This window comes from Pseudomonas sp. ESBL9, from assembly GCF_036668715.1.
GTDB lineage: Bacteria > Pseudomonadota > Gammaproteobacteria > Pseudomonadales > Pseudomonadaceae > Aquipseudomonas > Aquipseudomonas lundensis.
Genome location: NZ_JAZEVV010000001.1, coordinates 956451 through 981873, shown reverse-complemented (window position 1 = coordinate 981873; position 25423 = coordinate 956451). Strand labels below are relative to the sequence as shown.

General features: G+C 51.9%; 24 protein-coding genes and 3 pseudogenes. 15 read left to right on the top strand and 12 right to left on the bottom strand.

Going from position 1 to position 25423, the window contains the following annotated elements:
- Position 1: 1 nt before the first annotated feature.
- A complete protein-coding gene (locus tag V6F78_RS04245) occupies positions 2-637 on the top strand; it encodes a response regulator transcription factor (RefSeq protein ID WP_169839050.1) in 636 nt (211 codons plus the stop codon).
- Here V6F78_RS04245 and V6F78_RS04240 read toward each other — a convergent pair.
- Positions 624-2024 (bottom strand): aminotransferase-like domain-containing protein, encoded by a 1401-nt coding sequence (locus tag V6F78_RS04240; protein WP_332726685.1) that lies wholly within the window; start codon positions 2022-2024, stop codon positions 624-626. The two genes, V6F78_RS04245 and V6F78_RS04240, sit on opposite strands and share 14 nt — an antisense overlap.
- A 146-nt stretch (positions 2025-2170) precedes the next feature.
- Here V6F78_RS04240 and V6F78_RS04235 point away from each other — a divergent pair, with 146 nt between their 5' ends.
- The 3 genes from V6F78_RS04235 (at position 2171) to V6F78_RS04225 (ending at position 4125) form a co-directional block, all read left to right on the top strand.
- Positions 2171-2803: a LysE family translocator gene (locus tag V6F78_RS04235; RefSeq protein ID WP_047293333.1), complete on the top strand. Its 633-nt coding sequence runs from the start codon at positions 2171-2173 to the stop codon at positions 2801-2803.
- A 189-nt stretch (positions 2804-2992) separates the two neighbouring features.
- Positions 2993-3838, top strand: coding sequence for a site-specific integrase (locus tag V6F78_RS04230; protein WP_047276792.1), 846 nt, complete (start codon positions 2993-2995; stop codon positions 3836-3838).
- 77 nt (positions 3839-3915) lie between these two features.
- Positions 3916-4125, top strand: a complete 210-nt coding sequence (locus tag V6F78_RS04225; RefSeq protein ID WP_047274598.1) for a PLDc N-terminal domain-containing protein — start codon at positions 3916-3918, stop codon at positions 4123-4125.
- Between the two features lie 321 nt (positions 4126-4446).
- Here the strand turns inward: V6F78_RS04225 and V6F78_RS04220 are convergent, their stop codons facing one another.
- Positions 4447-4944 carry a hypothetical protein gene (locus V6F78_RS04220; RefSeq protein ID WP_332726683.1) on the bottom strand — a complete coding sequence of 166 codons (498 nt, stop codon included), beginning with the start codon at positions 4942-4944 and terminating at the stop codon, positions 4447-4449.
- 554 nt (positions 4945-5498) lie between these two features.
- Here V6F78_RS04220 and V6F78_RS04215 point away from each other — a divergent pair.
- Both V6F78_RS04215 and V6F78_RS04210 read left to right on the top strand, forming a co-directional pair.
- A pseudogene (locus V6F78_RS04215) lies at positions 5499-6076 on the top strand (IS5 family transposase); the annotation flags it as partial.
- A 731-nt stretch (positions 6077-6807) separates the two neighbouring features.
- Entirely contained in the window at positions 6808-7959 is a 1152-nt protein-coding gene (locus tag V6F78_RS04210; RefSeq protein WP_081088301.1) for a ParA family protein, read from the top strand.
- Between the two features lie 528 nt (positions 7960-8487).
- Here V6F78_RS04210 and V6F78_RS04205 read toward each other — a convergent pair.
- The 7 genes and pseudogenes from V6F78_RS04205 to V6F78_RS04175 form a co-directional block, all read right to left on the bottom strand.
- On the bottom strand, positions 8488-9255 hold the full coding sequence (locus tag V6F78_RS04205) for a hypothetical protein (protein ID WP_332726682.1): 768 nt from the start codon (positions 9253-9255) through the stop codon (positions 8488-8490).
- 77 nt (positions 9256-9332) lie between these two features.
- Complete coding sequence (locus tag V6F78_RS04200; RefSeq protein WP_332726681.1) at positions 9333-11066, bottom strand: caspase family protein; 1734 nt, start codon at positions 11064-11066, stop codon at positions 9333-9335.
- A gap of 229 nt (positions 11067-11295) precedes the next feature.
- Positions 11296-11568 carry a hypothetical protein gene (locus V6F78_RS04195; protein ID WP_054896492.1) on the bottom strand — a complete coding sequence of 91 codons (273 nt, stop codon included), beginning with the start codon at positions 11566-11568 and terminating at the stop codon, positions 11296-11298.
- Between the two features lie 910 nt (positions 11569-12478).
- On the bottom strand, positions 12479-12793 hold the full coding sequence (locus tag V6F78_RS04190; RefSeq protein ID WP_054896491.1) for a DUF7693 family protein: 315 nt from the start codon (positions 12791-12793) through the stop codon (positions 12479-12481).
- Between the two features lie 72 nt (positions 12794-12865).
- On the bottom strand, positions 12866-13060 hold the full coding sequence (locus V6F78_RS04185) for a DUF7740 domain-containing protein (RefSeq protein ID WP_054896490.1): 195 nt from the start codon (positions 13058-13060) through the stop codon (positions 12866-12868).
- Complete coding sequence (locus tag V6F78_RS04180) at positions 13057-13746, bottom strand: histidine phosphatase family protein (protein WP_081088302.1); 690 nt, start codon at positions 13744-13746, stop codon at positions 13057-13059. Before V6F78_RS04180 ends, V6F78_RS04185 begins: the two co-directional genes overlap by 4 nt.
- A 400-nt stretch (positions 13747-14146) precedes the next feature.
- A pseudogene (locus V6F78_RS04175) lies at positions 14147-14470 on the bottom strand (OprD family outer membrane porin); the annotation flags it as partial.
- On the opposite strand from V6F78_RS04175, the gene V6F78_RS04170 reads away from it, so the two are divergent.
- Positions 14435-14626 carry a carbohydrate porin gene (locus V6F78_RS04170; RefSeq protein ID WP_054896488.1) on the top strand — a complete coding sequence of 64 codons (192 nt, stop codon included), beginning with the start codon at positions 14435-14437 and terminating at the stop codon, positions 14624-14626. The pseudogene V6F78_RS04175 and the gene V6F78_RS04170 overlap by 36 nt on opposite strands.
- A 313-nt stretch (positions 14627-14939) precedes the next feature.
- Here the strand turns inward: V6F78_RS04170 and V6F78_RS04165 are convergent, their stop codons facing one another.
- Both V6F78_RS04165 and V6F78_RS04160 read right to left on the bottom strand, forming a co-directional pair.
- On the bottom strand, positions 14940-16310 hold the full coding sequence (locus V6F78_RS04165) for a HEPN domain-containing protein (RefSeq protein ID WP_060767299.1): 1371 nt from the start codon (positions 16308-16310) through the stop codon (positions 14940-14942).
- A 35-nt stretch (positions 16311-16345) separates the two neighbouring features.
- A complete protein-coding gene (locus V6F78_RS04160) occupies positions 16346-17431 on the bottom strand; it encodes an IS630 family transposase (protein WP_060767300.1) in 1086 nt (361 codons plus the stop codon).
- Positions 17432-18118: 687 nt separating this feature from the next.
- Between V6F78_RS04160 and V6F78_RS04155 the strand changes: the two genes are divergently transcribed.
- The 5 genes and pseudogenes from V6F78_RS04155 (at position 18119) to V6F78_RS04140 (ending at position 22614) form a co-directional block, all read left to right on the top strand.
- Positions 18119-19948 (top strand): Mu transposase C-terminal domain-containing protein, encoded by a 1830-nt coding sequence (locus V6F78_RS04155; RefSeq protein WP_332726678.1) that lies wholly within the window; start codon positions 18119-18121, stop codon positions 19946-19948.
- A 2-nt stretch (positions 19949-19950) separates the two neighbouring features.
- Complete coding sequence (locus V6F78_RS04150; protein ID WP_054896484.1) at positions 19951-20823, top strand: TniB family NTP-binding protein; 873 nt, start codon at positions 19951-19953, stop codon at positions 20821-20823.
- On the top strand, positions 20820-21551 hold the full coding sequence (locus V6F78_RS04145) for a hypothetical protein (RefSeq protein WP_122744421.1): 732 nt from the start codon (positions 20820-20822) through the stop codon (positions 21549-21551). Before V6F78_RS04150 ends, V6F78_RS04145 begins: the two co-directional genes overlap by 4 nt.
- A 1-nt stretch (position 21552) precedes the next feature.
- Positions 21553-21981 (top strand): annotated as a pseudogene (locus tag V6F78_RS22390) (TniQ family protein); the annotation flags it as partial.
- A 135-nt stretch (positions 21982-22116) separates the two neighbouring features.
- A complete protein-coding gene (locus tag V6F78_RS04140; RefSeq protein ID WP_332726677.1) occupies positions 22117-22614 on the top strand; it encodes a hypothetical protein in 498 nt (165 codons plus the stop codon).
- A 372-nt stretch (positions 22615-22986) separates the two neighbouring features.
- On the opposite strand, the gene V6F78_RS04135 is transcribed toward V6F78_RS04140, so the two are convergent.
- A complete protein-coding gene (locus V6F78_RS04135; RefSeq protein ID WP_230957548.1) occupies positions 22987-23460 on the bottom strand; it encodes a helix-turn-helix domain-containing protein in 474 nt (157 codons plus the stop codon).
- A 207-nt stretch (positions 23461-23667) separates the two neighbouring features.
- Here V6F78_RS04135 and V6F78_RS04130 point away from each other — a divergent pair, with 207 nt between their 5' ends.
- From V6F78_RS04130 to V6F78_RS04120, 3 genes are all read left to right on the top strand, one after another.
- The gene (locus V6F78_RS04130; RefSeq protein WP_332726676.1) at positions 23668-24402 is read left to right on the top strand and encodes a metallophosphoesterase family protein; all 735 of its coding nucleotides are present in this window, start codon (positions 23668-23670) and stop codon (positions 24400-24402) included.
- Positions 24402-24725, top strand: coding sequence for a hypothetical protein (locus V6F78_RS04125; RefSeq protein WP_332726675.1), 324 nt, complete (start codon positions 24402-24404; stop codon positions 24723-24725). Before V6F78_RS04130 ends, V6F78_RS04125 begins: the two co-directional genes overlap by 1 nt.
- Positions 24726-24901: 176 nt before the next feature.
- Entirely contained in the window at positions 24902-25399 is a 498-nt protein-coding gene (locus V6F78_RS04120; RefSeq protein WP_332726674.1) for a hypothetical protein, read from the top strand.
- Positions 25400-25423: the final 24 nt, after the last annotated feature.

Here is a 25423-nt window from a genome sequence, read left to right as displayed (position 1 = left end):
AATGACAACTTCAATGCAGCCCATGGTGTATGTGGTCGATGACGATCAGGGCATGCTCGACTCCACCGTCTGGCTGCTGGAATCGGTCGGCCTGCACGCGCTGCCGTTCACCAGCGGGCACGCGTTTTTGCAGGCCTGCGACCCGCATCTGAACGCATGCGTGTTGCTGGATGTGCGCATGCCGTCCATGGGCGGACTGCATGTGCAACAAGCCCTTCAGGAGCGTGGCATCACGATGCCCGTGATTTTTGTCAGCGGTCATGCTGACGTACCGATTGTGGTGCGGGCCTTCAAGGCGGGCGCCCATGATTTCATCGAGAAACCGTACAACCAGCAGTTGCTGCTCGACAGCGTGCAGCAAGCGTTGAGTGGCCGCGTCCCGCAACAGGTCGCCGGTCAAGCACTGAACGATGTGCACGCGCGCCTGAACAGCCTGACCCCCAGGGAACGGGATGTGCTGATGCCATTGGTCAAGGGCTACACAACCCGTGAAATCGCCGAGTTGCTGGCGGTGAGCGTCAAGACCATCGATCTGTATCGATCACGGGTGATGAAGCGCATGCGGGCTGACCATTTGCCTGACCTGGTGGGCATGGTGATCGCCGCAGGGTTGGTGGACCCGCTTAACCTGCGTTGAGCAGCAGGGCGTTCATGACGGCCATGACCCGCGAATCGTCGGTATGGGCCACGTTGAAGCGCAGGCAGCGTGCCAGTTGCGGCCCATAGCCGAACAACGTTCCGGGGGCGAGCACCAGGTCTTGCTTGAGCCCGGCCTGAGCCAGCATTTCGGCATCCTGACCGGGCGGCAACGTGGCCCAGATAAACAGCCCGCCCGCATACGGAACGCTCATGCTCATCCCCGCTTGCTGCAACCCTGCCGTCACCCGTGCACCGGCGCTCATTAGCCTTTGCAGCATACGTTTGCGGTGTTTGTGGTAACTGCCATCGGTGAGCATCGAACACAGCGTCTGCTCCAGCATTTCGCAGGTAATGCCGCCGCACATTAATTTCATGTGCGAGAGGTTGGCGGCCATTTGCGGTGAGGTCACCACGAAGCTGACCCGCAAATTGGCACTGAGGATTTTGGAGAAGCCGCCAAGGTACGTCACATGTTCCAGCCCCGCCAATGTCGACAAGCGCGGCGGCGGTTCGGGATGCAGATCGCCATACAGGTCATCTTCTATGATGTGGCAGTTGTAGCGTTTGGTCAGCTCCAGCAACCCGTGGGCCTGTGCGGGTGTAAACGAATGCCCTGTGGGGTTTTGCAGCACGCTGGTCGTCAGGTAAACGCTGGGGCGTTGCTCTTTTAGCAGTGTCTCCAGCGCCTGCAAGTCCAGCCCTTGGGCGGTGCGCTCTAGCGTTACGACACGCGCCCCATGCAACGCCAGGTTAGCGCGGAAGTTGAAATAGCAGGGCGTGTCCAGCAACACCGTGGCCCCCGGCCGCAAGCGCAGGCGCAACACCATGTCCAGCGCCTGTACCGTATTGCTGGTGGTAATGATCTGTTCCAGCGCCACGTCCAGCCCCTGCGCCGCCAGCTTTCGCTGCAAAGCCTGACGCAGCGGCAGGTAACCCGCCGGGTCGCCGTAGCCGGTTAACCGCAGCAGTGGGGAGCGGCTGACCGCGCGCACACTGGCACGCAGCGTGCTGGAGTCGAGCCAGTGTTCGGGCAAGTGCCCGCCGCCGGGTCGCAAGGCCGCGCTGGCGCCGATCAGGGACCGCCGCAGCACGCTGGTCAGGTCTTTGGGTAACAGGTCAACCGGCTCGGCAGTCGCAGTGATTGGCGCAGGCGCCACAAAGTACCCGAGGCCCTGACTGGACGTGATGCGGGCTTGGCCGCGCAGGCGGTCCAGCGCCTCGATCAGGGTGAATTTGCTGACGCCCAACACCAGTGTCATTTCGCGCACCGAGGGTAACCTGCTGCCGGGGCTTAGCAATCCCTCATCCATGGCTTGGGTCAGTGCGTTAACGATTTGCTGCACCTTGGGGGTGCCGGGTTGAAACGCGATAGGGGAAATAGGCATGACCACCTCAAACTTTGCCGGTCATGCTACCAGTAAAGCCCGGTAAAGTTTGACCTGTCTTTACCTGTCCGCAGTGAGGGCGATTGCACACACTGCCTGGCCGCCCGCGCACGTTCGGGCGATGTGATCAGGGGGTAAGACGTTTTATGGCTACTCAGTTGACCTACGCTTCATTCGCTTACTTTTTGGTATTTTGCGCGACCATGACCTTCAGCCCCGGCCCCATGACCCTGTTGTTGATGGGCTTTGGCATGCAGGAGGGGCTCAAGCGCTCGATGCCGGTGCAGTTGGGCGCCAGTGCCGCGTATCTGGTATCGATACTGATTTTTGCTGTGGGCTTTGCAGAACTGGTTAAAGGCAATGTGCTAATCAGTCGCGCGATTCAATACATCGGCGTCGCCTATTTGCTGTATCTGGCCTATCGGCAGTGGACCAGTACCGGCATTTCTTTACAGGACACTCGTACACCCTTGGCCAGCGGGTTTGCGGACCGTTTCGGCAAGGGCCTGCTGACAGGCTTCTCGAACCCGAAAACCATCGTCATGTTCAGTGCAGTGTTTCCGCAATTTGCGGGGCAGGGGGGCGAGACCCGAATGCTGGACGTGGCCGCCCTCGGGTTAGCCTTTTTGTTGCTGCAGTTTGCCAGCGGGTGCCTGTATTGCTACTTCGGACAGCGCATTCGCCGGGTCCTGCAAAGCCCGGCGCGGCAACGTCTGCTGCAAAGAGCGACCGCCTTTATGTTGTTGGGTGTGGCACTCCTGTTGGCGCGAGGATTTTAAGCGACGAGACACGGTGTCAGAAAAACGCTGTCGATGCGGTATATTGCGGGCTTGTTTCAAACCGTATCGAGATTGGTTTTGTCGACTTCCGAACCCGTAACACCGTTGGTTAACGTCAGCCCCCTGAATGATGTTCAAGCGCCCGTGGTGCTCTACCTTGAACGTCTTGCCCCGTCCAGCCGGCAAACCATGCGCTATGTGCTGCAAGATGCGGCGGACCGTTTGGGCGTTGAAGACGTCACCATCGACGAGTTTCCCTGGCACCAATTGCAGCCTGGGCATATCACCGCACTGGTCGCTGCGTTGCGCGCCGATGGCTACGCGCCGAACACCTCTTCGCTGTACGTGAATGCCATCCGCGGGGTGATGAATCAGGCGTGGCAACAGAGCCTGATCACGCAGGATCATCTGCTGAAAATCCGGGCAGTGAAGGCGGGCGGGGGCACACGCCTGAGCAAAGGGCGTAACTTGCGCCGCACGTTGATTCGGGAACTGATGGACGTTTGCGCCGCCGATCCGCGACCGCAAGGGTTACGTGACGCAGCGATCATTGCCATTTTGTACGGCTCAGGGATGCGCAAATCGGAGTCCGTGAACCTTGAACTGAGCCAGATCAATGTGGCCGAGCGCAGCTTGCAAGTGATGGGCAAGGGTAACAAGGAGTTGATCAAATTCGCGCCGGCGTGGGCGTTTGAAAAACTCGAAGCATGGCTGGCGTTTCGTCGCGCACACCTGCCGGAAGGTGTGGATGACGACGACTTTTTGTTCAATCGCATTCGCCGGGGCAACCACATCACCCGCGAGCGAATAACCAAGCACGCGATCTACTACATTGCCAAACAGCGCGGTAAGCAAGTAGGGGTCAACATCATGCCCCACGACTTCCGTCGCTCCTTTATTACGCGGGTGATTGAAGAATACGACGTCTCCATTGCCCAAAAACTGGCACACCACGCCAACATCGCAACCACGGTCAGTTACGACATGCGTGACGATAACGAGCGCCGCAACGCAACAGACCGATTCATCCTCTGAGCAAGCATCGGGGATGAAATTTAGTGAACCCTCATGCGCATCAGCCCCCTAAAGCAGGACTACTTGGGAGGTTGAACATGCAAATCGAATACATTTGGGTCGCACTTGCAATCGTTGTCCTGCTGCTGGAGTTGTGGGCCATCAAAAGCGTCCTCAAGAGCGGGGCTAACGTGAACAGCCGCTGCATGTGGGTTGCGGTATTGATCTTCGTGCCACTGCTGGGACTTGTGGCCTGGTTGATTGCCGGGCCCAAGCAATTGACGAGCGACGGTTCAACACGTTCATGAGCGGGGTACATCGACAGCGTTCTTGCGAAAGGTTGTAGCGACCGTTCGGGAACGAATGCGACACCAGATTCAGGAAGTAGGTAAGGGCGGTAGCGATCGCCTAATGTGAATTTATTAATATAACTAAACTAAACAACCATTTAGTTTAGTTATATCCTTATCGTATAAAAAAAAGAGTAGGTTGTTCAAAAATATGACTGTTTCAAGCCTTCAGTGCTGACACACACTCAAATACAAAGCGCTATAAGTGCTGCGAAACACACGCTTTTTCTGTGTAGCCGGGGGTATTTACGTTTCAAACCATAGAAAACCGGCATGTCTTCAGCGGCCGGCATCCTCAACGGGCACCCATCCATCAGGATCGCGGTCGGCGTATGCGGACAAGGACTCATGGGGCAACGGATCACCGTACAGTGCAGCAATGATTTGATCCAAAACCTCAACCTTGGCGTCAAGCATTCCGCAGACGTGGTAGAGATCAACCAATACACCTAGCAATGTGTCTACATCATGGTGGTTTTGCTGGCTCTCAGGGGCATCGGGGGTGCCGGTATCTGGCTGGTAATTTTTGGATATGCCTTCGAATTCGGACGTCTTGGTGCTGCCAGTATTGTTCTTTGACAGTCGTTGCTCAGTCATACGAATGTCCTCCAACGCTTGCGAATTGACAGGCTTAACCCGTTCATCAACACAGTCAGGGATCGTTGCAGTGTCTGATAAGACAATGTTTTTGTGAGTGTCCGCATAGGGCTTAATGATGTTCAAGGTGTCGCCGACGGCCAATCCCATATCTGATTTCAAATCTGCAGGAAGCGGCACAATAAGGTCACCAGAGCCATCGCCAGCGTCTTGGCAGGTCACAGTCCAGCGTTGATTTGCAGTTGTGGTCGTCCTTTAAAATTGGTCAAACGCTCCAGCCCTTGCAGTACGGGGCTTTCAGCGATTATGACTTTTGAAAGTGGCTGAAAACTAAAGCGTAGCGGGGGATTTGGCCACTTCAAAAGGAAATCAGGCTACCCCGGTAAATGCAGGGGTAGCGAAATTTTTCTGGTATTGCAGATTATCAGGAGATCAGTAACCTACTGATAACCATAAGCTTTTTTTAAAAGTTGAGATCCTTCAGGGCTAAAGGAATCGGCCAGTTCTAAAAGTAGGAAACAGAGGCCCTTATCGCTCTAATAATCCACTGCTCTATGGGTATCTGTTGACAACAGAGTAGTGAAGGGAATTCGAAATCGGCCAAAGAGTAGGTACGCTCCGCGCCCCAATTCGATGAAAAACCGTGGTCGCACATGCGTTATAGGCCTGCCTGAATGAGATGGTAGGGAGGGGCAAAAGGCGTGATTTTCCATACCCTCGAATGTCGAGCGCACCTCATAACCTGGATGATCGACTCAACCGCGGTACGTGCAACCCGAGCCTCATCCGGCGCTCGGAAAAAAGGGGGCCTGACGAGCCTGCCGAACACGCTCTAGGCCGCAGTCGTGGTGGCCTGACAACCAAGATCCACATGCTCTGCGACGCTAACGGGATACCGTTGCGCCTCCTCCTCTCTGGCGGTCAAGCCAGTGATATCAGCTACGCCCAACCACTGCTGGACGAAGTCAGCATTCCATCGAGCCAACGTGGCCGCCCGCGCAAGCGCTGCAAATGGCTGCTCGCTGACAAGGGCTACGACGCCGAAGCGCTGCGCCGCTACTGCGACCAGTACCGAATGCAACCCGTGATCCCATTGCGCTCAATGAAGCGCAAACCCAAGCCTGGCTTACCCAGACTGTTTGACCGGCCCAAGTACCGACAGCGCAACATTATCGAGCGCATGTTTGGCTGACTGAAAGAGAACCGCCGGATCGTGACACGCTTCGACAAGCTCGCAAAAAGTTATGCCGCCATGGTCTCACTGGCTTGTTCTATGCGGTGTTTGCGACATCTCTTTTCGTACAGAGCCTAGCTAACATTTAGGCAGTCGTGTCAGTGGTGTGAAGCGGAGCTAGATTTCACTCAGTGTGCGAGCTGTGAGGCGGGGCTTGGACAGGATGACCAGGATAACGAAGGCCTATGTTCCTACCACGCTTACGTAGCGGCGAAGGCTGACCGAGATTGATGCTGCCTTTGGGCGTTGGGACAGATCTAATCGCAGTCGTGGCGCATAACCCATGCAGCTCTGTAAATGAAAAAAAGCACCTCTGGGAACTGCTTTGAAATTCACTCCCCCTTTTTATGCTTGGGGGGTTCAAGTCTGGGTGTTATTTTTGCTCTGCTGGTGTAACTCTTTATCTCTGGTCTGGCGTGCCATCTTCATTGGTTCTTTTAGGGCCTGGCTTGATACTCACTATAAATCTCCTGCGCGTGGGTTTTTTGCGCCTGATACGTGACTAGACCAGTACTAAAGGGCTTTCAAGAATGGTTGGTGATTTCGTTGTCAGGGGTATTCATATGAAGGAACGTCGTGCTGATTCCGGTTCCGAATCATCGCATTCAAGTGTGCGCAGGTAAGGGGGCGGAATGTTTGGTTGGCGATTGATAATTTACGGCATGGCACAGATTCGTTCCGGGAATCAAGCCTCCGTTTAGAGTCGACGATCGCAGGGAGGTGGGTGGGCTCCTGGCCGCACGCACAGCGTGCGTATTGCGAGCATCCGTCGGCGGTAGATATCCTCTGCACCTCGACCGAGGTGAACCATGTCATTGATTAGTCCAGATGATCTTAGAAGTCTCAGAAATGCATTGCGTCTAACGGCTGAACAAGCCGCTGCCTCTATTGGGCTCAAAGAGAGAACCTGGCAGAGCTATGAAGCACCGATAGGTAACCCATCGCATCGCAGCATGAAGGTCATTACACTCCAGCGCTTCTGTCAGCAGCACTGTGTTCCTTTTCCTCCCTACTCGAATGATGGAAGGCTCTTGCTCAATAACTGTAAGGTTATCAGTATAACGACCCTTAAAGGCGGGGTAGGGAAATCACCGATTACAGTAAATGTGGCGACGGAGTTAACCAGGCGCGGCAAAAGGGTAGCAGTAATAAGTAGTGATATGATGTTCGATCTCTTTGTAGGGTTTGATGTCAAGAAGTCCGGTTTTTTTGACCCTAAAGGCCGAGCCGTGCATTACTATGCAGAGGAAGAGGTAGAGCTCTATAAAGCAGAAGTCAACGATCTGAAACACGAGCTTTCGGAGAAAATATCTGAGTCAGCATTGACGGACTCCGAGGAAATTGAATCAAGGTTCCGCTATTTGATCAAAAAGATAGCTAATAAAAAGTCAGCGCCGTATTCAATGATGTGTCTGGTTGCGGAGTACGATTACATTTTGTTAGATATCAACAAGGAGCTCTATAAGACGTTGCTGTTATCAAATATTATTGTGCTGGTAGTGGATAATAGCTGCATGATGTCCGTGTGGGCTGCTGAGCATTTTTGTGAGGATATAGTGAAGTTGAATGGTAACGAGCCCGTTGCAAACCTTTACACCCTCGTTACCAATCATGCTCCTGGGGGAGATGGCACTGAATTTTTGGAGTACATAGACGAGGATGATGAGGGGGCGGCGGCGAGAAAATATATCATTGAGGGCTATAAACACCAGTCTAGAGTATATTCTGACGCCAGGCAGTTAGCGGTTCCAATGCTGAGAACGTTCATGACGAAGGCGCACGCGATGGAAACTGAAAAGTATAACAGGGGTCGAGATGCGAAAGAAGGTTACGGTTATTTCGACTCACTTCTTGATATCGCCCCTGACTCCTTGGCCAGCGACGAAATCCGTCGACTCACAGATGAAATACTAGATTGTATTGTCAAGGATTTCCACGCAGCGGCTACCCCTACATCTTAAGCGCCATAGAGGCTGCTGAAGATGGGTAGGCTCCAGCCTCTCGCGCATGATGTCTTTCATAACATTTGTCCACGTTCCCTTGAGTTTAATGATTGTCTCCCTGCTAGGTGTGCTCAATCAGCAGTCGCCAGGGCGTCCTTGGCCAATCGCTGCATATTGAGGGATCTAGTGCTAAGTCCTGCCTTGTTGAATCGGTATGCAGATAAACTTGGATGTCCTGGAGTTCTCCGGTTGGAGAAGCTTGACCACCAACCTCGCGCCTGAAATTTACACCGCCGTCTAGGATTCTTGCTGACGCTGAGGTGCAGCCGCGCATGAAGACAGCTTGACCGCTCTGAGTATTCTCTCACGGTAAAGCAATACCGCCGGATCGTGACCCGCTTCAACGATCTTGTGAAATGTTAGGCCGCAACCGTCTCGCCGGATTTTAAGATGCAGTGTCTGCTATGTTCAATTTTCGTACAGACCATAGCAGGAGCCCGCGTGTATGCTTGGTGATATCACCTGTTATGGGCTTCTAAAGCACTATTAGTGCTTACCTTTATCGGCGTAACAGAGTATGAATTTTTGAGATTTTGTTTTATTTTTTATCTTTATTAGCGGGTTTGGGATCACGCGCTGGTCGAGCTTTTTGCAGAGTTTATCAAAGAAAACATTGATAAGATCAGACATTTCATTTAGGTAGAAAGCGCTAATAGTGATTGAGGAGCTTTCCCTGCTCAAGCCTTCCTCAGTCATGGCAATTTTATCAAATCGTTTGAGTTGCTCTGATTCCAGCTCGCCCCCTTGATGGATGACGTAGTTTCTTGTGATTCGAAACCCATCGATGCGCATCCAATCGACGCGCAAGTCGTCCCAATCTATGTTGTGAAAATCAATCAGGTATTTTGCATACGTACCAATATCACCTGAAAACGCAGACTTTGTTCTTTTGGGGTCGTAATTTTTGGGGTTTAAATCAATCTTGGTAATCTCTGAAACTAAACGCGCTATGTTGAATAGCGCGATATCTAATGAGGAGTAGAGCATGCCAAGCGAAGACTTTAGAAATAAGTTGTAGTCAGACTCATGCTTGAGTCTTCGCATTTTTAATAGCCAGTCTTCGCCGTCATTGTTAGGGCTGTCCAAGGTTTCCCAATAATGTTTGTCTTCTTCAGATTGCAGTTTAAAGTCATCGCGTTCGAAAAAACGTTCGACTCGTCTAAGGTAAGATTTCATATCTCTCATCTGCATTCTGGCTGTGCTCCGGGCAAGCCCTGGCAGGAAGAGGTATTCGGTATTTGTCGGTGTTGACATATTTCGGGCTCGGTAAAGTTTTTTGGGGTATAAATCGTCTGGACGAAAATGTTTCAGAGGTGCTTAGAAAATTGGCCCTAGTTAGTAATGGAGTCAACTTTATTTAGAGAACGCCCAAAGTCTATGCGCGCAGGGCTATAGTACATAACGTTATTGTCCTTCGTTACACAGGCGAGTGTTTCAGAATGTGTGAACTTCATTCCGATAAGTTCGGTACTCCTTCCTCCGCTTGTATCAACTATCTGATAGCAGTCCCAATTTCTTGTGTCAATTATATAAATATACCCCTCTGCGCTGCCAATAGCGACGAGAGGGTGGCTGCCGGGCTTTGCGGAGTACATAAGATCATTCGAAATCAAATGCTGTGAGAGAGTCTCTATTACATCGGCAGGCAATTTTTCTGGGTTGAATAGAAAATCATTTATTAGGTCGTCACAGGCAGTAATGTCTAAGATGCTTGACCTTCTGCTAGTCGGCTTCCTTACGGTGTTTCCGAGGCTAACTCGCAGCATAGGGCTCTTTGTTAGCTTGTCGATTGTGTAGACCTTGCCCGATGAGCAGGTAAATATTACCTCGTCGGAATTTAGATCGGATATCGAGTAGACGTGCTCTTGTCTTGGTAAATTCAGTTTCTTCGTCTTCGATTTTTTATCACTTAGTTTTGTTACTTCAAAGCTACCATATGAGCCACCAACCCAAAGCTCTCCATCTATAATCTCAGCAGAATAGTAAAACTGATTGGTTTTGATGGGGCTTGATCGCAGTAGCGTTACTGTGTTATCTGATACTGAAAATATCTTGTATGTATTAGGCCCTAGTACTATCAAGTAGCCTTCGCGAGCGCAAATGTATGTTGGCTCGATATGACTCAAGTCTATATTTGTTGAGGGGCCGTGCAGGGTGCCATCGCGACCTAGGAGATATAAGTCGCCCTCATGGAATGCTGCGGCAATAGTCCCGCCTTTTAAATGGTAAGCACGTGCGCAACCAGAGGCATTCAAATTATAGATGGTGCTGCTGTTTCCCAGGAGAAGAAGAGTGCCATCGTGAGGGGAGGCGCATAGCGCGTGCATGCTGTCATGAGTGGGGGAGACAAAGCTATGATAGAGGCTGTAGTGGGGTAAGTCCGAGACTGATACATTTGACTCCAGGCTGGAGTAGAACCAAGGTCGCTGCGAAAGGTTGGACTTTATTAGTACTTCTTGAGCGATTTCCTTGAGCATGTGTTCTACAGTCATGTCATGGCGAATTAAAAGACTTGACAGTGCTGCGGAATAGTGGCTATTAGCACCACCTCCATCTTTTGCTTTCATCCCATAACTTGTGGAGTAAGCGAGCAATAGATTATCTTGATGGTGCTCGGTTCCAGATTTTTTGAAGTGTATATGCTCAGTTAAAATTTGCGACTCAAGGCTACTCATGTCAAATGATGTGCGGCACGCATCTATGATGAATATCCGCGCCGCTCTACTGCCAGATGTGGCGTGCAATAATTTGCTAATCGGGTACGCATACTGTCTGACGGCGCTAGGTGAATCTGATGGTATGTCGATAGGAAAGATATATCCATATCCCAAATGTTCAACGGCATGTCCCGCAAAGAAAAACATGAGCAAATCGTTTTCAGAAAGGTTCTGGGCAACCTGTGTAACTAGGTCGTCAATCTCTTGATATGTGGGATCACTTAAGTGATTGACTGCAAAGCCCCGTGCGTCTAAAGATTCACTTACTACCTGTGCGTCGTTGATTGCGTTGTCTAACGGGCTGAAGTCGTAATTGTTAATCCCTATGACTATTGCCTGTCGTTTCACTGATGTTTTCCTTTAAGTGAAGATGTATGTCCGATTTTACGGCCTGCCCAGCAACGACGTACAGGGTTTGTCACATTGAAAATTCTATGCACTAGCAAAGTAAAACGGTCACTGAAGCTGTGAGCGATGCGCTTCCACGAAACGCGGCTTTGAGTCTCACCCTACAGAGGTAACCTTGGAGGAAGGGAGGCCGGCAGCGATAGGTTATAGACTCTGCCGGCCTGCTCACTCATTCAAATTTCTCAACAAGCTCATTCGCGATCGCTTGGGCCTGCCTGAGGGTTTTGGGGTCTTTGGGCAGCTCGGGTGTCTGAGCCTCTTCCAGGAGATATTCTGGGAAACCATGTTCGTCGCGAATGATCTCGTTTTCCGTCGCATCGGCTTGAGCCATGTAGGCATTTTTGATGGCGTGCACTGCAGAGTCACGACTCTCGCCACCTAGAACCAATACTGCTGCTTCAAGCGCCATTCTCTGCCGCTGTTGCTCTTCGAACTCATCCATCTGATCCTGCAAATGAACGTCACTACCCATAAACACCTCGGCTAACTGCTGGATTGCGCCGTCAGACGCTTCCCTCGTGGGAGCACCGGCTCGCTAATTATATGGAGTCTGTACCAGGCTAAAAATGGCTTCGTAGGGCCGTCGGAGCGAAAAATCGTATCAGAATGTATGGGTCTTTTCTGCTTGAGGTCTTCGGCGTTGAACGAGCTAGGTCAGCCGAAAAACAGTGGCGCGCGGGTCGTGCCCCGTACAAAAATCGATTGGGCTACGTCATAGCGGATCAGGTGCTTGCCATGTGGTGTGGCATACACAAATTCACGAATTTCGGACGGAGAAAACGTGAAATTGGCCGGCAGGCATAGGCGTTTCTTCGCAGTGCCGTCGGCGCTGTTGCACTGCTCACATATCACGACTGGTTCAAAGCTGCTGATGCGTCGAATAGCACCGAGGCCGATCTGCCTTGGGCGCACATCTCGTCCATGATCGTGGTGGGTATGAAGGCCTACTGCCCACCCTTCGTGTCTGGTTGGCCTTTTCGGGTAGAGCATCGTCCAGCGAAGCAACTCGAATCTTGAGCGATTGCAACTCGGGCACCGCCAGAGAGCACCAACCTTGGCGTACAGCTGCCTGCAGTGTGCCCCATCGAACGCGAGATATTCTTCCCACGTCGGAATTCGTCGACTGAGATTGCTCTTCAAGGCCCTCTCTCTATTGAGATCTCTCACCTTCGTGTTGGCGCACGCTAAACATTGACCATTAGCCACGTAGTCGGGGCTGCATTCGCAGACATCGTTCGCTCTCATAGGCCCTCCATCAATACCATGGCTAGTGGACGCTCCATGATGATCGTGCAAAGCACCGCGAGGCAAGCGGGAGGCTCGCTTCAGGAATCACCATCGGGCGCTGGCAATCAAGTCTCGGCGAGCAGTTTTTCCAGCTTCTGAAGTTCCCATGTGCTCATTAGCTCGACAGGATCGGTGCCGTAGAGTTGGCTTGAGTCGAAGATGTAAGCCCGGCCATCCGGCGCATAGCAGCTATTGCAGTAATCGAGGGTGTCGCAGTCGTTGTAGAAGGTGAGTACCCAGCCGTCCGTCTCCACGGTCATGAGGCCGCAATAAATCTTTACCCAGGGGTGTTCGCCAATCCGGCGCATTGTGCGAACACCAATGGCGAGATCTCGGAGCACCTGGTAAACCTCGCGTGGTGTAAGGGGAGGCGTGGACAAATCATCGCTTCCTTATGTGCAGGTAAAGCAAAGGCTAAGAGCCAGTTCTGCTGGTATGTGCCTGCAGGACAGTTAGCTGTCGAGATTCTCGGCGATGTGCCGCACGATTTCTCGAGGGCTCTGGCTATCAATGGTGTCCCAGATGACATCACGCTTGCTGCGGGGCAGCTTTTTGACGATGTTTTTCGCGGCTTTACGGATGGCCGCGTCGGTTCCGTGGATGCGCTCCGCTAGCAGGAGCACCAGGACTGCATGCGACAGGGTCATATTGTTACCCGGGCTGGTGAGATGGAGCTGGCGAGACCACTGGGCCTAACGGAACCGTCCAAGTCGATTGAATCACCCAGCACCCAGGGTGAGTTACCATGACCGCGCGAAATCATGTACCCACAGCCATTTGGGACATGGTGATCGATCTCGTACCTGCGCCACTCGGCCATCGCTTGGCCATCTATCGGGACTGGCTCTCGCTCTATGAGCCACGCCACCAGGTTGAGAAATTGCCCGTGAGAGAAAATCAGAATGTCCGCTGCTGGGTTCACAGCTAGCTGATCCAGGAACGATCGAGCGCGACCGACAAACTCCAGAAACGACTCTGCACCAAATCCGTCGACATAGCCCGGATCCGCGTTAGCCCAGTATCGGTCGACCCAGGCCTTGCGTTCTATCACAGTGGTATTTGCGCACTTAGAAGGCTCCAGGTAGGTGAATTCTTCGATGGGCCAAATCTCGACGGGAACTGAAGGGAACAACGATGCGCTTTTAGCCGCGGTTGCTTGCGCCCGCGAAAAGGGCGACGCGACGATCAAGCTCGGCTGCTGCGTGATGGAATTCGCGACCCGCTGAGCCTGCAGTAGCCCTTTCTCTGTCAGAGGAATGCTTGCATGGTCATGAGAAGCGGCCCCAGCATTTGCCGCACTCTCACCGTGACGAACCAATCGTATGCGTTTCATCGTCTTACCAAAAAATCTACGGTGCCAGTGACATCGTTTAGCGCTGAGCTGAGGTTGGATTCGGGAAAGCGGCCACCCACGTAGATTTCCGTAAGGTGTGAGGTGGCCTGCTTGGATAGCGGGAGATTATCTTCGCACAGCGCAAATGTCAGCCGCTCCACGTGATTCGGCATTAAGAAAATGATGAGTGACCACTGCAGTATTTTGGGTTGAGGATTTCATCACCCATTTGGTGCCAAACTGATCTGGCGAGATGACAACGACAACCCGGCCTTTCTCACCACGCTCGACGCGATTCGTGGCGCGGTACATTGAACTGCAGCCTGTGGAAATGAAGCCGCCCCAGGCATTGCGCCGGAGCGGCTACTGCTTTAAATGAGAACACTCGCCGCTTTCATACTCACAGCAAGTCCAGCGGATAGTTTATTACCAGCGCATTCTCATCGAACGAGCCACTACCAAAGCTGCGACGAATGCTTGAATTGCGAAGCCGGACATCAAGATCCCGGAAGGTTCCGGTCTGTATCACATAGGCGAGTTCCGACTCGCGTTCCCATTCCTTGCCATCGACAATTCCTTCTTCCTGAATGTGTTTACCGTTGAGGTAGCGATTCATCATCCGCAATCCGGGCACTCCCAGGGCGGCGAAATCGAAATCGTGTCGCAACTGCCAGGAGCGCTCTTTGGCATGCTCGTAGCTGGAGTTGAAGCTGTCGTTACCCAGCTAACCTCGCAGTATCAGGCAGAGTTGAATTATCGGGTTCATGTCACCGGCTGGCTGAGCGTGATGCCTAACCTCCAGTACATCAAGAATCCGGACGGCGTTCGCGAGGTGGACGACGCCTGGATACTGGGACTGCAAGTGCAAAGCCAATTCTGAAGATCCTGTATCTCCAGCTGAGTCTGTTGGATATGCCGCCTTGCGCCTGTGGAAATGCTTGGGCGATCTCAAGGGAGCTCAGTCAACCGGGCGATTAACGCGCTCCATTACGGCCTTATGCCAAGCCACAAGGACAAGAGGATCCTCATGTGGGTTCTCTTCTTGATAGCTGTCACGTCACAGGGTCAGCCCCTCGTTTGGCGCAGTGTTGGCGAGGGCAGGGCCGTTCAGGCGTATGTCCAGGGAGGGGCAAGCAAAGGCCAGAGCCCCTTCGGGCCCCGGCCTTTATGCGTTCTAACGAAGCTGCATGTGATTAGTTATTATCAATCAAGTGCTTCGCGGTGCGTAAAAGCCGAGCCAGGCTGGATTTACTCACTAAACGGGTTGCCTCCTCAGTTGACATGCTCAAGCGTGTCAGCAAACAGAGTGTGAACAGCACTCGTAGCTGAAGTGTCAGAGCCACCAGCGGAGCCCCCCTCAACGCCTTTTTCTCACCTTTCTCATCATAGTGAGCGTGATAATTACGAGTGTTTCTGGTGTCTTTCACCATTTGCTCGACAGCCGCGACTCCACCGAAGACATCAACGAAAGGCTCCAGCAGGCTGCTTAGGCGATCACCTAGAGTCAGCTCATTAGCGAAGCACAGTCGCTGCTTGACCCACTCCTGATCAGCTTCGGGAGCTCTAGCCACAATGGCGTCCAGCTTGCTGCGAAACTCATTCTTTGGCCAGCGATTGCCAGGTCTGGTTCTGCGGTGAAATGCCTCCAAAGCTTGGGCTATCGCTAAAAATTTCGTATCGCTGTACGCCAGGGTTTCGTCTTGCACAGCGAAAAAATGGTGAAGCGCCGGCGTTAGCGTGTCGTAGCCCATCAGCCATGCCTGCAGCATGGTGGAGAAGCGGTCGGCGATTCCTGCATACGGGAGAAGCATGAGCTGACCAGGTCGTTTCTTGGCCCGCCCATTGTTCAGGCTCTGAAAGTAGACCTCTTGCCACTCCCTTGTGCCGTCATCCTCCAGTGAGCTGACACGCAACGAGTGGATAGCGACAGGGTTGCCAATGCACAGAGATAGGAATCGAGTGATTTTATGGGAAAGGCCAGTAAAGAACTTTAGCGGTTTGGGCGAACTAACCTTGATAGTCAGGAAAGCCTGCTGTCGCAGCTCGGTCACCGGATAGTTTATTCTGCCAGGAAAAGTAGATTTCATCCCTATTTCAAGGGATGTGTCGTCATCCAGTCTGTAATTGACAGGCTGAGCTGGGCTGAAATCTATAGCCCAGTCGGAAAAGTCGGTGCTAATCCGGGGCTTGAACACCGATTTTCCATACCACTCACTGAGCTCATCCATGGCAAATTCAAGCTCATCAAAATGGCATTCCTCAGGCATACCCACCCCGATGAAAGCGATCCGTGCAGAAATCAGCGATGTGGAAGCACCGCCGCCCGGGGAAAGACTCATTTTCTCGTAAGAGCAATCCTCAAGGGTCATAAACCCGCCCTCGATCTTCCCAATCAGCCGGCCGACATACATTTCGTCCATGGAGACGAATGCGCTTTCGTCGGCAGTGAGATGAAGCTCAATCCGCCCTCCGTCAAGTATTTTCAGTATCCCGGGGTAGCGCTTGTCGGAGTCGGCGGGCGAAAAGAAAAATCCATTCTTAACGATGGGTTCAAGAACACGCACATTGCTCTCCTAGTGTGTTGTTTCAGAAATAACGCTCATATTTTTCTATTCAATACCTCGGCCGCCCGGCCAACACTCGCCAATATGTCCTCGGCCTTTCGATACCAGCGGAAGGGTCGAGGGTTGGCATTGTGGGTGGTCAGGTAGTACTCGATAGACTCTTCCAGATCTTTCACGCTGGTGTGTGCCTGGCGCTTGATCCACTTCTCACTCAACGTCGAGAAAAAGCGCTCAACCATATTCAACCAAGACGCCGACGTCGGTGTGAAATGGACCTGGTAGCGCGGGTGTGCTGCAAGCCAAGCTTTTATCTTGTCGGTCTTGTGTGTCGCATAGTTGTCCATCACCAAATGAACGGGGATGTCGCCCGGTACGTTGGCGTCTACCTCCTTGAGGAAAGCGAGAAACTCTGTGCTTCGATGGCGGCGCTTCAATCGCCCAATAACTTCACCCGTGGCAATGTCCAGCGCTGCGAATAGAGATGTAGTTCCGTGCCGCTTGTAATCATGAGTGCGAGTTACGGGTTTCCCCGGCGCCAGAGGCAACCCTGGCTGGGTGCGGTTTAACGCCTGAATCTGGCTTTTCTCGCCTATACACAGCACCAGAGCCTTGTCGGGCGGATTTAGGTAGAGCCCCACGATGTCGTGGGCCTTATCCACGAACAACGGGTCGGTCGAGAGTTTGAAGGTCTTTTCCAGATGAGGTTTGAGCCCGAAAGCGTGCCATATCCGCATCACGCTGGCAGGAGAGATGCCCGTCGCCTGACTCATCGAGCGAGTGCTCCAATGGCTGGCATCTTCCGGTTTGGACTTCAGCACTTGATTGACGACAGCCTGCACTTGCTCATCAGTGATGCTGCGAGGTCGGCCTGAGCGCTGTTCGTCATTCAGGCCATCGAGCCGCAGCCGACTGAATCGCACTCGCCAGCGCGAAACCGTGTGCACGCCAATACCGAATCTGTTGGCTATAGAAGTACCTGACTCACCGCTTGCGCACGCCAAAATGATTTCGGCTCGAATTCGTGATTCGGCAGACCCCTTGCGTTGCCGAGAGCGACGAAGCAGCTCAGAGCGCTCTTCGTCACTCAACTCGATGGGAGCAGCAGGTCGGCCAGTTTTCATATCGTTGCCCCAGTGCTTTTGGATGCTCAAAAGTCTAGATCAGAATATGAGTGTTATTTGCGAAACACCACACTAGGCTCTGTATGAAAAGCCTTGATACTCGGTGATGCTGCGTTGAAAACAGCCTTGCCTGACCTTCGTCTCAAGGCTTTTCATACAGAGCCTAGGCAAAACTGCACGCATCAATATTTCGTTTAGGTAGTTTTTCCGCATTACAGTCGCCTGATGTAACGGAAAATATGGGGCCTGCGAGCCCCAATCGTAGTGCTGAGTCATTTTTTTGGCAGTCGTTCGTATTGGCGGGCTAACGATAAATGAATGGTAAAAAACCGTGGAACTGTCGCGCAAAATCACATCCTCTCAAATTGAGCGCGATTCATGCATCAGTGCGCAAACTTGAGCTTATCTGAATGTGATTGACTTTTATCAATAATTGATTTGCTGCACAGTCAACAACAAACAATTTTGAAGAAAATTCACAGGCTAGAAACTGTGGTGCTTTCAAGTTGATGGCGCGCTTATTGCTTTAGGGAATGCCATCAATATATGCGATATCTCACTATACTGATAAATCAATAATTCAATATTAGGCTAAATGTAGCGCCAATTATATGACCGTTGACAAGCTCACCGGTATCGCCGTTATGCTTTTGCACTTTTCGGAAATTTGCCAGGTGCTGAGGCCTTATGCTGCAACTCATCGTTGAAGGGAATTTAGTTAGCTTTGAAGAGAAGGTGTATCGCGTATCAGCTTGTGGAGCTGACGGCACTGTCACCCTGAAAAGCTTGGAGACCGAACACTCGTTCGATGTGCCCTTCACTCAGGTGACTTTGGTCGAGATTGATGAAGACAAGTATCGGATACACAATGATCGCCGGTTGATCTGGATGGAGCAAACCGATGTAAATCCCAAAGAACTGGCAATTGCTTCGGAGAGATCGAAAAATATTAACGAATACCTGCAGGGTACGATTTCCAGACAGCAACTGGTCGAAAAGATCGGCGCCTCGGAAACAACGACTCGACGTCTATTGAAGCGATTTGATCCGGAGCTCGGAGCCGTTTCTCTTGTTAGGAGTATTAGAGGGCGCAAGAAGAATTCGCGATTGCTCTCTGACATCCAAGAAAAAATCATGGAGAAAGCAATTTCGAAACGACTCAAGGACAAGACGAAAAAACTAGAGGCGTTCACATCCCTTTGGGAATATGTCGATTCCCTTTGCCACACCATGGGAGTCAAAACCCCAAGTATCAATGCGCTGAAGAAAAGGCTTGATTCGTTCGGAGAGAAAGCGATCTACTCCCTTCGGAATGGCAGGGAGGCGATGCTTCAGAAGTTTGATCTCAAACCAGGAATGATCGATGTAGATACCATTCTTACCATGGTGCAAATCGACCACACGCGGGTGGATGTCATTATCCGCGATGAGCATGGTCGACCCCTTATGCGGCCTTGGCTGACTGTAGTAATCGATCTTAAGAGTCGGGTCATTCTTGGTTACTATCTTGCTCTTCATCCCCCCAGTGCAGTTAGCGTTGCCATGGCCATGCTTTCAGCTTGTTTCCCAAAGCAAGATTTTCCGATCGCGCTCGGTGGCGGTCTGAATACCCGCCATAGGTTCTGGGGTGTTCCAAGAGCATTGGGCATGGATAACGCTGCAGAATTCACTAGCCCAGAGCTAGAAGCGAATTTGCAGTATTACAACATAGAGCCTTTGCTACGTCCCATTGGTAAAAAACATTATGGGGGGCACGTTGAACGGATTATCGGCACGCTCATGGGAAAGGTGCATCTTCTGCCAGGTACCACCTATTCGAATGTGCTTAAAAAGGCGGATTATGACGCCGCCAAACATTCAGCCATGACGTTCTCAGCATTTTGTGAGTGGTTCGCAGGCGAAGTCGCCATCTATCATGGCCGTTCCCATGAGGGACTGAACAGGCTTGCGCCGTTTGAAGTCTGGGATGCAGAGATGGCCAAGAAGGGCAAGGATTATATCCAGCCTATGCCGGGGAATTTCAGAACCTTTGCTCTCGATTTCTTCCCTAGCGTGATTCGAACAGTTCAACCAAAAGGGGTCGAGTTCAGCCGGTCTTTCTACTCTTCGGCAATATTGAAAAGGCTTGTTGGTCAACGTCTCTCGTTTAAATACAATCCGCTGAATCTGTCAAAGATATGGTTGCGCCAAGATGGTCGGTATCATGAAGTTCCCTATTCAGATCTTACGAAAACACCTATCTCCTACAGCGAGTACTGGGCTTTTGCGCGACCGCGCGACCGTCGCCCCGGCATGCTGGTGGACGAAGAATTGCACCAGGTTCGCCTAGACAACTATGAGCTAGTTGAGAGTTCCAAAGCAGCGACGAAGCGGCTTCGGCAGAATGTCGCCAAAAAAATTACGGCCGCTGAAACTATGTCTTTTCTGACCTACAGCGGGGAAGGCAGTTCGCTTCAGCTATCCACCAAAGAACCAAGCGCCGACCAAACGCGCAAAAAATTGAACTGGGAGGGTTGACCATGGTAGGTGAACATTTGCATGAGAGCCGACGTTATGCATTGGCTTTGTCAGACGAGGAGCGTTGCCAGATCATTCGGCAGGACATAAAAATCAACACGGAACATCTCCTGACCGTTTCAAATATTGTTCACAACATGCTTAGTATCGTCCGCGGTAGTACGGAAGCACCGTGCCTATTGGTATCAGCTGGTTCCAATCACGGAAAAACAACAATTTGTAATGCGATAAGGGGTATGGATGAATCTTGGAGCCATAAAATCAGGTATGTGAGCTTCGTAAAGGACACTGAAAAAACAAAACCTATGATGAAGCTTTTGGCGGCTTTGGGGATGGAGGCTGGTAGGGCAGGAATTCCTATTAGTATGGTGGCGGAGTATTGTATCGCCAATGATATTCGCGCTGTGTTTATGGATGAGTTCCACGACGCTCTCAAGGGGCTTTCCAAGGGAGAACAGGATACTTTTCTTTCTTTGCTGCGTGGTTTGTGTGGGGCCCCTGCGTATCTGAGCTTTTTCGTATTCGGCATTGATGAAGCTTACAACGCTCTCGCAATCGATCCTCAATATGTTCGCCGGTTTGAGCTTTACGAGCTTTCTCCATGGGCTAGGGCAGATGCGGAGTATCTTAACTTCCTAGACACATGGGAGGAAATCGCTCCCTTAGCTAAAAAATCACAGCTGTCCTCCAAGGCCATTGCGGATTACATTTATGGTAAAACCTCCGGCGTGATTGGTAATATTTGCTCACTGCTTCGCGCGGCTGGATGCTTGGCTGTCACATGGGGGGACGAGAAAATTACTCTTGAATCTCTGCAGGCCGCTACTAAATCCAAATGGAATACCCGCGTATCGCGGCCAAGTATTATCGAATGAGGTATCTATTATGTCCAAAACAGTATCGGGCTGAACGTTGCATTGAAAATAGCTTTTCCGATAACGTATCTGCAATCCTAGGTGGTAACTCACAAGCGGGGAAGACCACAGTTGCGAAAAGACTAATCAAAAATGCAGATCGGACACGCATCTATACGGCCTATGTGTCTGGGAGCTTTACCAAAGCATATGGCAACGTCGAATTGGCATTCTCGGCAGCTTTGGGATTGCCTGTGACCAGTGATTTTATGTCCTTTCATAATATCGAGCGTACGCTTAAAGATTTGATTGGTGGTCGAGAGTTTTGGCTGGTTTTTGACGATGCCAGTGTGCACTTTGGTGGCGGTGCGGAGCAACGCAATGCTTCCATAAGTCTAATGCGAGCTTTGGTCAGAAGCTTTCCGAGTGTAAAGATATTATTTGTGGGCAGGATCGATATTTTCAATGGCGGACTTAAAGAGGTCGTTCCCAATCAGCCACGCTATGTCACCATAGATGCGTGGCAATCTGGTCAAGCGTCGCGGGCCTTCATAACTCAAATTGGTGAAGCATGTGGCTTCAAATCTTCCCAATTGACGGACGATTACTTTATCGACCGTCTTCTGGAGAAATCGGATGGCGCCAGTGGCGCGATCATTAAAATTTTTCAGGCATTAGCGCGACACTCCCGTTATAAGAGTTACCCTTATTTGCCTGCTGAATGCCTGCGTAATCTGTGGAATTTCTAATTTGTTTGACGAATTTTCTTCGGGGTCAGCCCCCCGTTTCATTCTGGGAGAAACGTTATTTTCCTGGGTGATGCGGGGTCTCGCTCGAAACAGACTCCAGAGTCCTCATCTATTCCGACAGGCCATCAATCGGGGGTTTTCCAACGCCAAGCAGGTGGTGCCCGGCGTCGTAAATTCGTGGCCCTTTCCTGCATTCGAGGACATTGAATTTGATTGTAACTGTGAGCTATTCAAGGTTATGAGTGCCACCTACGGTACTGATATAGATTCCCTAACGAGAATATTTGCGCCACGGCAGTCCGCATTGCTTCACATCCACTTCCGGCACGCATACTGCTACGAGTGTCTGATCGAAAGCATGGTAAGCATTGGATTTCCCATATGGCACCAATCTTGGTGCTACACGACCAGCGCATATTGTGTCGCTCACAAACGCGCGCTGATGAGGCCCCGTGATACGTTTGCACCTGAGAGACGAATCTGGGATGCCTATCTCTACTCAACTGGTGTGCGACCAACGAGGGACTCTTTGTTCGACCGTCGGATTGCAGGAGTCACAATCCGCGTGCAGCAATGGATGGAGTCCCTGGTACCTGGGCATGCACTCGCCGAAGGAGTGGAAACGCTGTATGGGTTGTTGCTTGCGAAGCGAACGGCATTCGCACCAGGTGGTGTCGCTTCGGCAGGATTTTCTCGCTCCCAACAGGTTCTGTGCAGATTCAAGCTGGATCTGTGTGAGCGTATTGGGTACGGATTGAATGACAGTCATCCCTACCAGCGAATGGGTGCGTTGCTCGTGGTCGGATGGTTGAGCGGTATTGTATCCCAGGCTGAAATAGCCTACTTGGGGCAATACGACCATTGCGTCCGCAGAACCCTACCATCCTCACCACAGCAGTTGGCGCACTTGATGACCATGCTGCTTACCGCAGAGGAAATGGATTTTCTTCGAAAGAAATTGGCCAAGCTCGAGATGGTATCTTCCACCTCAATGTCGAGTTTTTTGGACGCGCTCGATGGAGCAGTGCTGCGCTCGCTGCGCACACGGCGGCCAACGCGTTGAATTTGATTCGATACGTCGTTCGAGTGGAAAAAGAGATTGCGCTGGTTCGAGCGTCGGCTAGAGAGGTCGAGTTAGGCCGGAGAGATTGGTTTCGATTCTGGTCGGAATGTTACTTAGCTACGAGGCACAAGCGCGCCTTCGGTCGGATTTTGTCCGTCTGCTCTGGACAGGGTCGTAAGACTCAAGGTGCTCAGTGTTCGTACCGCCGCAAAAAGTGATAGGGCACATCACCAATCTCCTTGCACCCGATCGCGGGCGGATCGTGCTGAACCAGTTAGCTGGCAGTGTAGCCGAGGCTAAACGGGCTCTAAAATTCGGGTGCTACTTTTGCTGAAGTGATCGTGTGTGCGTAAACCAAGAGTATGTAGACGCTCAATGGTCATCTTTCCACAGTCTGCTAACCGTCGACTGCCCTAGTCCCAGCAGCCCGGCAGTCTCAACCTGCGTCTTCCCCTCAGCCTTGCACTTGAGTACTGCCGCTCTGTTCACCTCTTTTGATCGAATACGGGGATGCACCGAGTGAAGCTTCCCATTCCTGAACTCGCCGTCGAGGTTGTCCAGGACACCTAGCTTTTCCAGCGTGCCAAGCTCGCTGGCCAAGTCTTTTAAAAACTCCTTGGGTGTCTGACGGCGCGCATGGGAGGAGGCCGCTGCGAGGAGGGCGACTAGATTGATGTCGAGCACTGCAGATATGTCCTCGAGGGTGGAGAGGGTAGGACTGCTTTTACCGTGTTCGATATTGCTGAGCTGACGAGGCTCTACCCGACCATGGAAGTCTTCCTGGGAGAGATTCTGGGCTGCGCGCGACAGCCTCAGGACAGCAGCGAGTGGTTCTCTCAGCGACATTTGGAGCATCCAAAGCTGAGGATAAAGCCATATTGCAAGCTTCCGCTCCATGCAATATAGTGCGCGCAGTGAATATTAAGGCGCCGTTTCTGAGTTTTTATGGCGCGCTGGGAAGCCTCAATCCATCGCATCGGCATACCCATGCGCTCGCCGCGCTGACAGATCCGGTGCGCGTCAATTTACTGCTAAATCCTCAAGAGCCAGCGTTTGCGAATCAGAATTTACTCAGACCTACACGCCGAGTTCCATCGTTTCGACCCGCCGACCCTCGATGCCGGGGTTGAGCTAGTGATCCTTGCCGGCGACATCAACAAAAAGGCCAGGGGCGTCCAGTGGGCTAACGAGACCTTTACCTGCCAGGTCGCGTACGTCGCAGGGAACCACGAATATTACGACGGGCACTTTAGTCGCACCTTGCAGAAGATGAAGGGCGCCGCGGCCGGCCACGTGCATGTTCTGGAAAACGAATCGTTGATACTGGGAGATGTCAGAGTCCTCGGTAGCACAGCATGGACTGACTTCACTTCAACAGGGAATCAGGTCGCAGCTAGCAGCGCTGCGAGGCACGGCATGAACGACTTCAAATACATCAGGGCGGACTCGAACTATAGACGGTTGAGACCGGACGACCTGGTTGCCCGGAACCACATAGCCAGGGACTGGCTCACCCAAGAACTTGCTCGACCGTTTGGCGGAAAAACGGTCGTAGTAACCCACCACTCTCCATCTCCGCTTGCGATTGGGAGCGATCATGTGGGGCACCTAACAGCAGCCTACACGAACAACTGGCACAGCTTGGTACCGCTGGCGGACGCATGGGTCTTTGGTCACACACATGAAGCCGTTGATATGGACTTGGCCGGCTGCCGGGTTATCTCCAACCCTCGCGGCTACCCCAACGAGAACACCGGGTTCGACCCTTACTTCGAGATTCAAATCTGATGGCCAATTCGTTGATGAAATCCTTTTTCGAGCTAGCCGTCGCCTCCGGATCGCTTGAGCAGAATGTTCCTACAGAGGTTATCCAGGCACAGCGCATTGATTGGGGGGTTATGGTCGATGCCTACCTGATCAAAGCTGCCAGGGTAGGGCTGACCTACGCGGCGCTCGTTTACAACGATCAGTCAAGCCTGAGCTCGAACGGAATGACTGTGGCCACCCCTCCGTTAGTGCTGGTCGAGGTGAGGGAGGGCTTCAAGCTAATGCGCAGCCTAAGTGGTCAAGACCACTTTGTGATTACTAGCGAGCTAAGTGAACCGCGGTGAGCGTCTGCGCTTGGTTGACTCGCCATCCATTATGAACGCGTTTTCAAGCTTCTCTACACAGGCGGGGCGAGTTTTATGTGTCCCGTTAACATCACCTGCTGGGCTGTTCGTGTGCGTGTGTTCAGGCGGCCTCAGGCTACCGCCGGCCCCAAGATTGAATGCACTAAGGAAAATGCATGTCTGATCTGAAGAAAATTACACTCACTGTAAAGAATTATCATCTCCAAGCCAGTGGAGACCTAGATGCCCTTTATACTCAGGTAAGGTGTGAAGACAGCGAGGGTAATACATTCCAATTCAAAGAAGTTGTTATGCTGAACTACCTGCAAAGACATGGTGCTATTACGACTGACAGCCCCAGAGTCTGGTATTACAAGCATCTTGGTAAGAAATCAATCGTTCTTGTAGCTTGTGAGAAGAGTAACGGAAAGATTGAGTATGATCTTGATCATATGAAACTCGTGGCAAAATCCAGTGTGCTGAAAGGGATTGTATTCACTTTGGCGGCAGTTCCTGCTGGGCTAATCATCGCAACAGCCACATACGGTCTCGGCCTTCTAGTTATCCCCGTAGGCCTGTTTTACGGATATAGAAGTATGTTTAAAATTCCTGGAATGCTTCGACGCAAAACTCTGGTAAACGATCTTGCAAGCCATGGTATTGTGGTTCGTTAGCGGGGTAGAGCCCCTGGCGGCCTC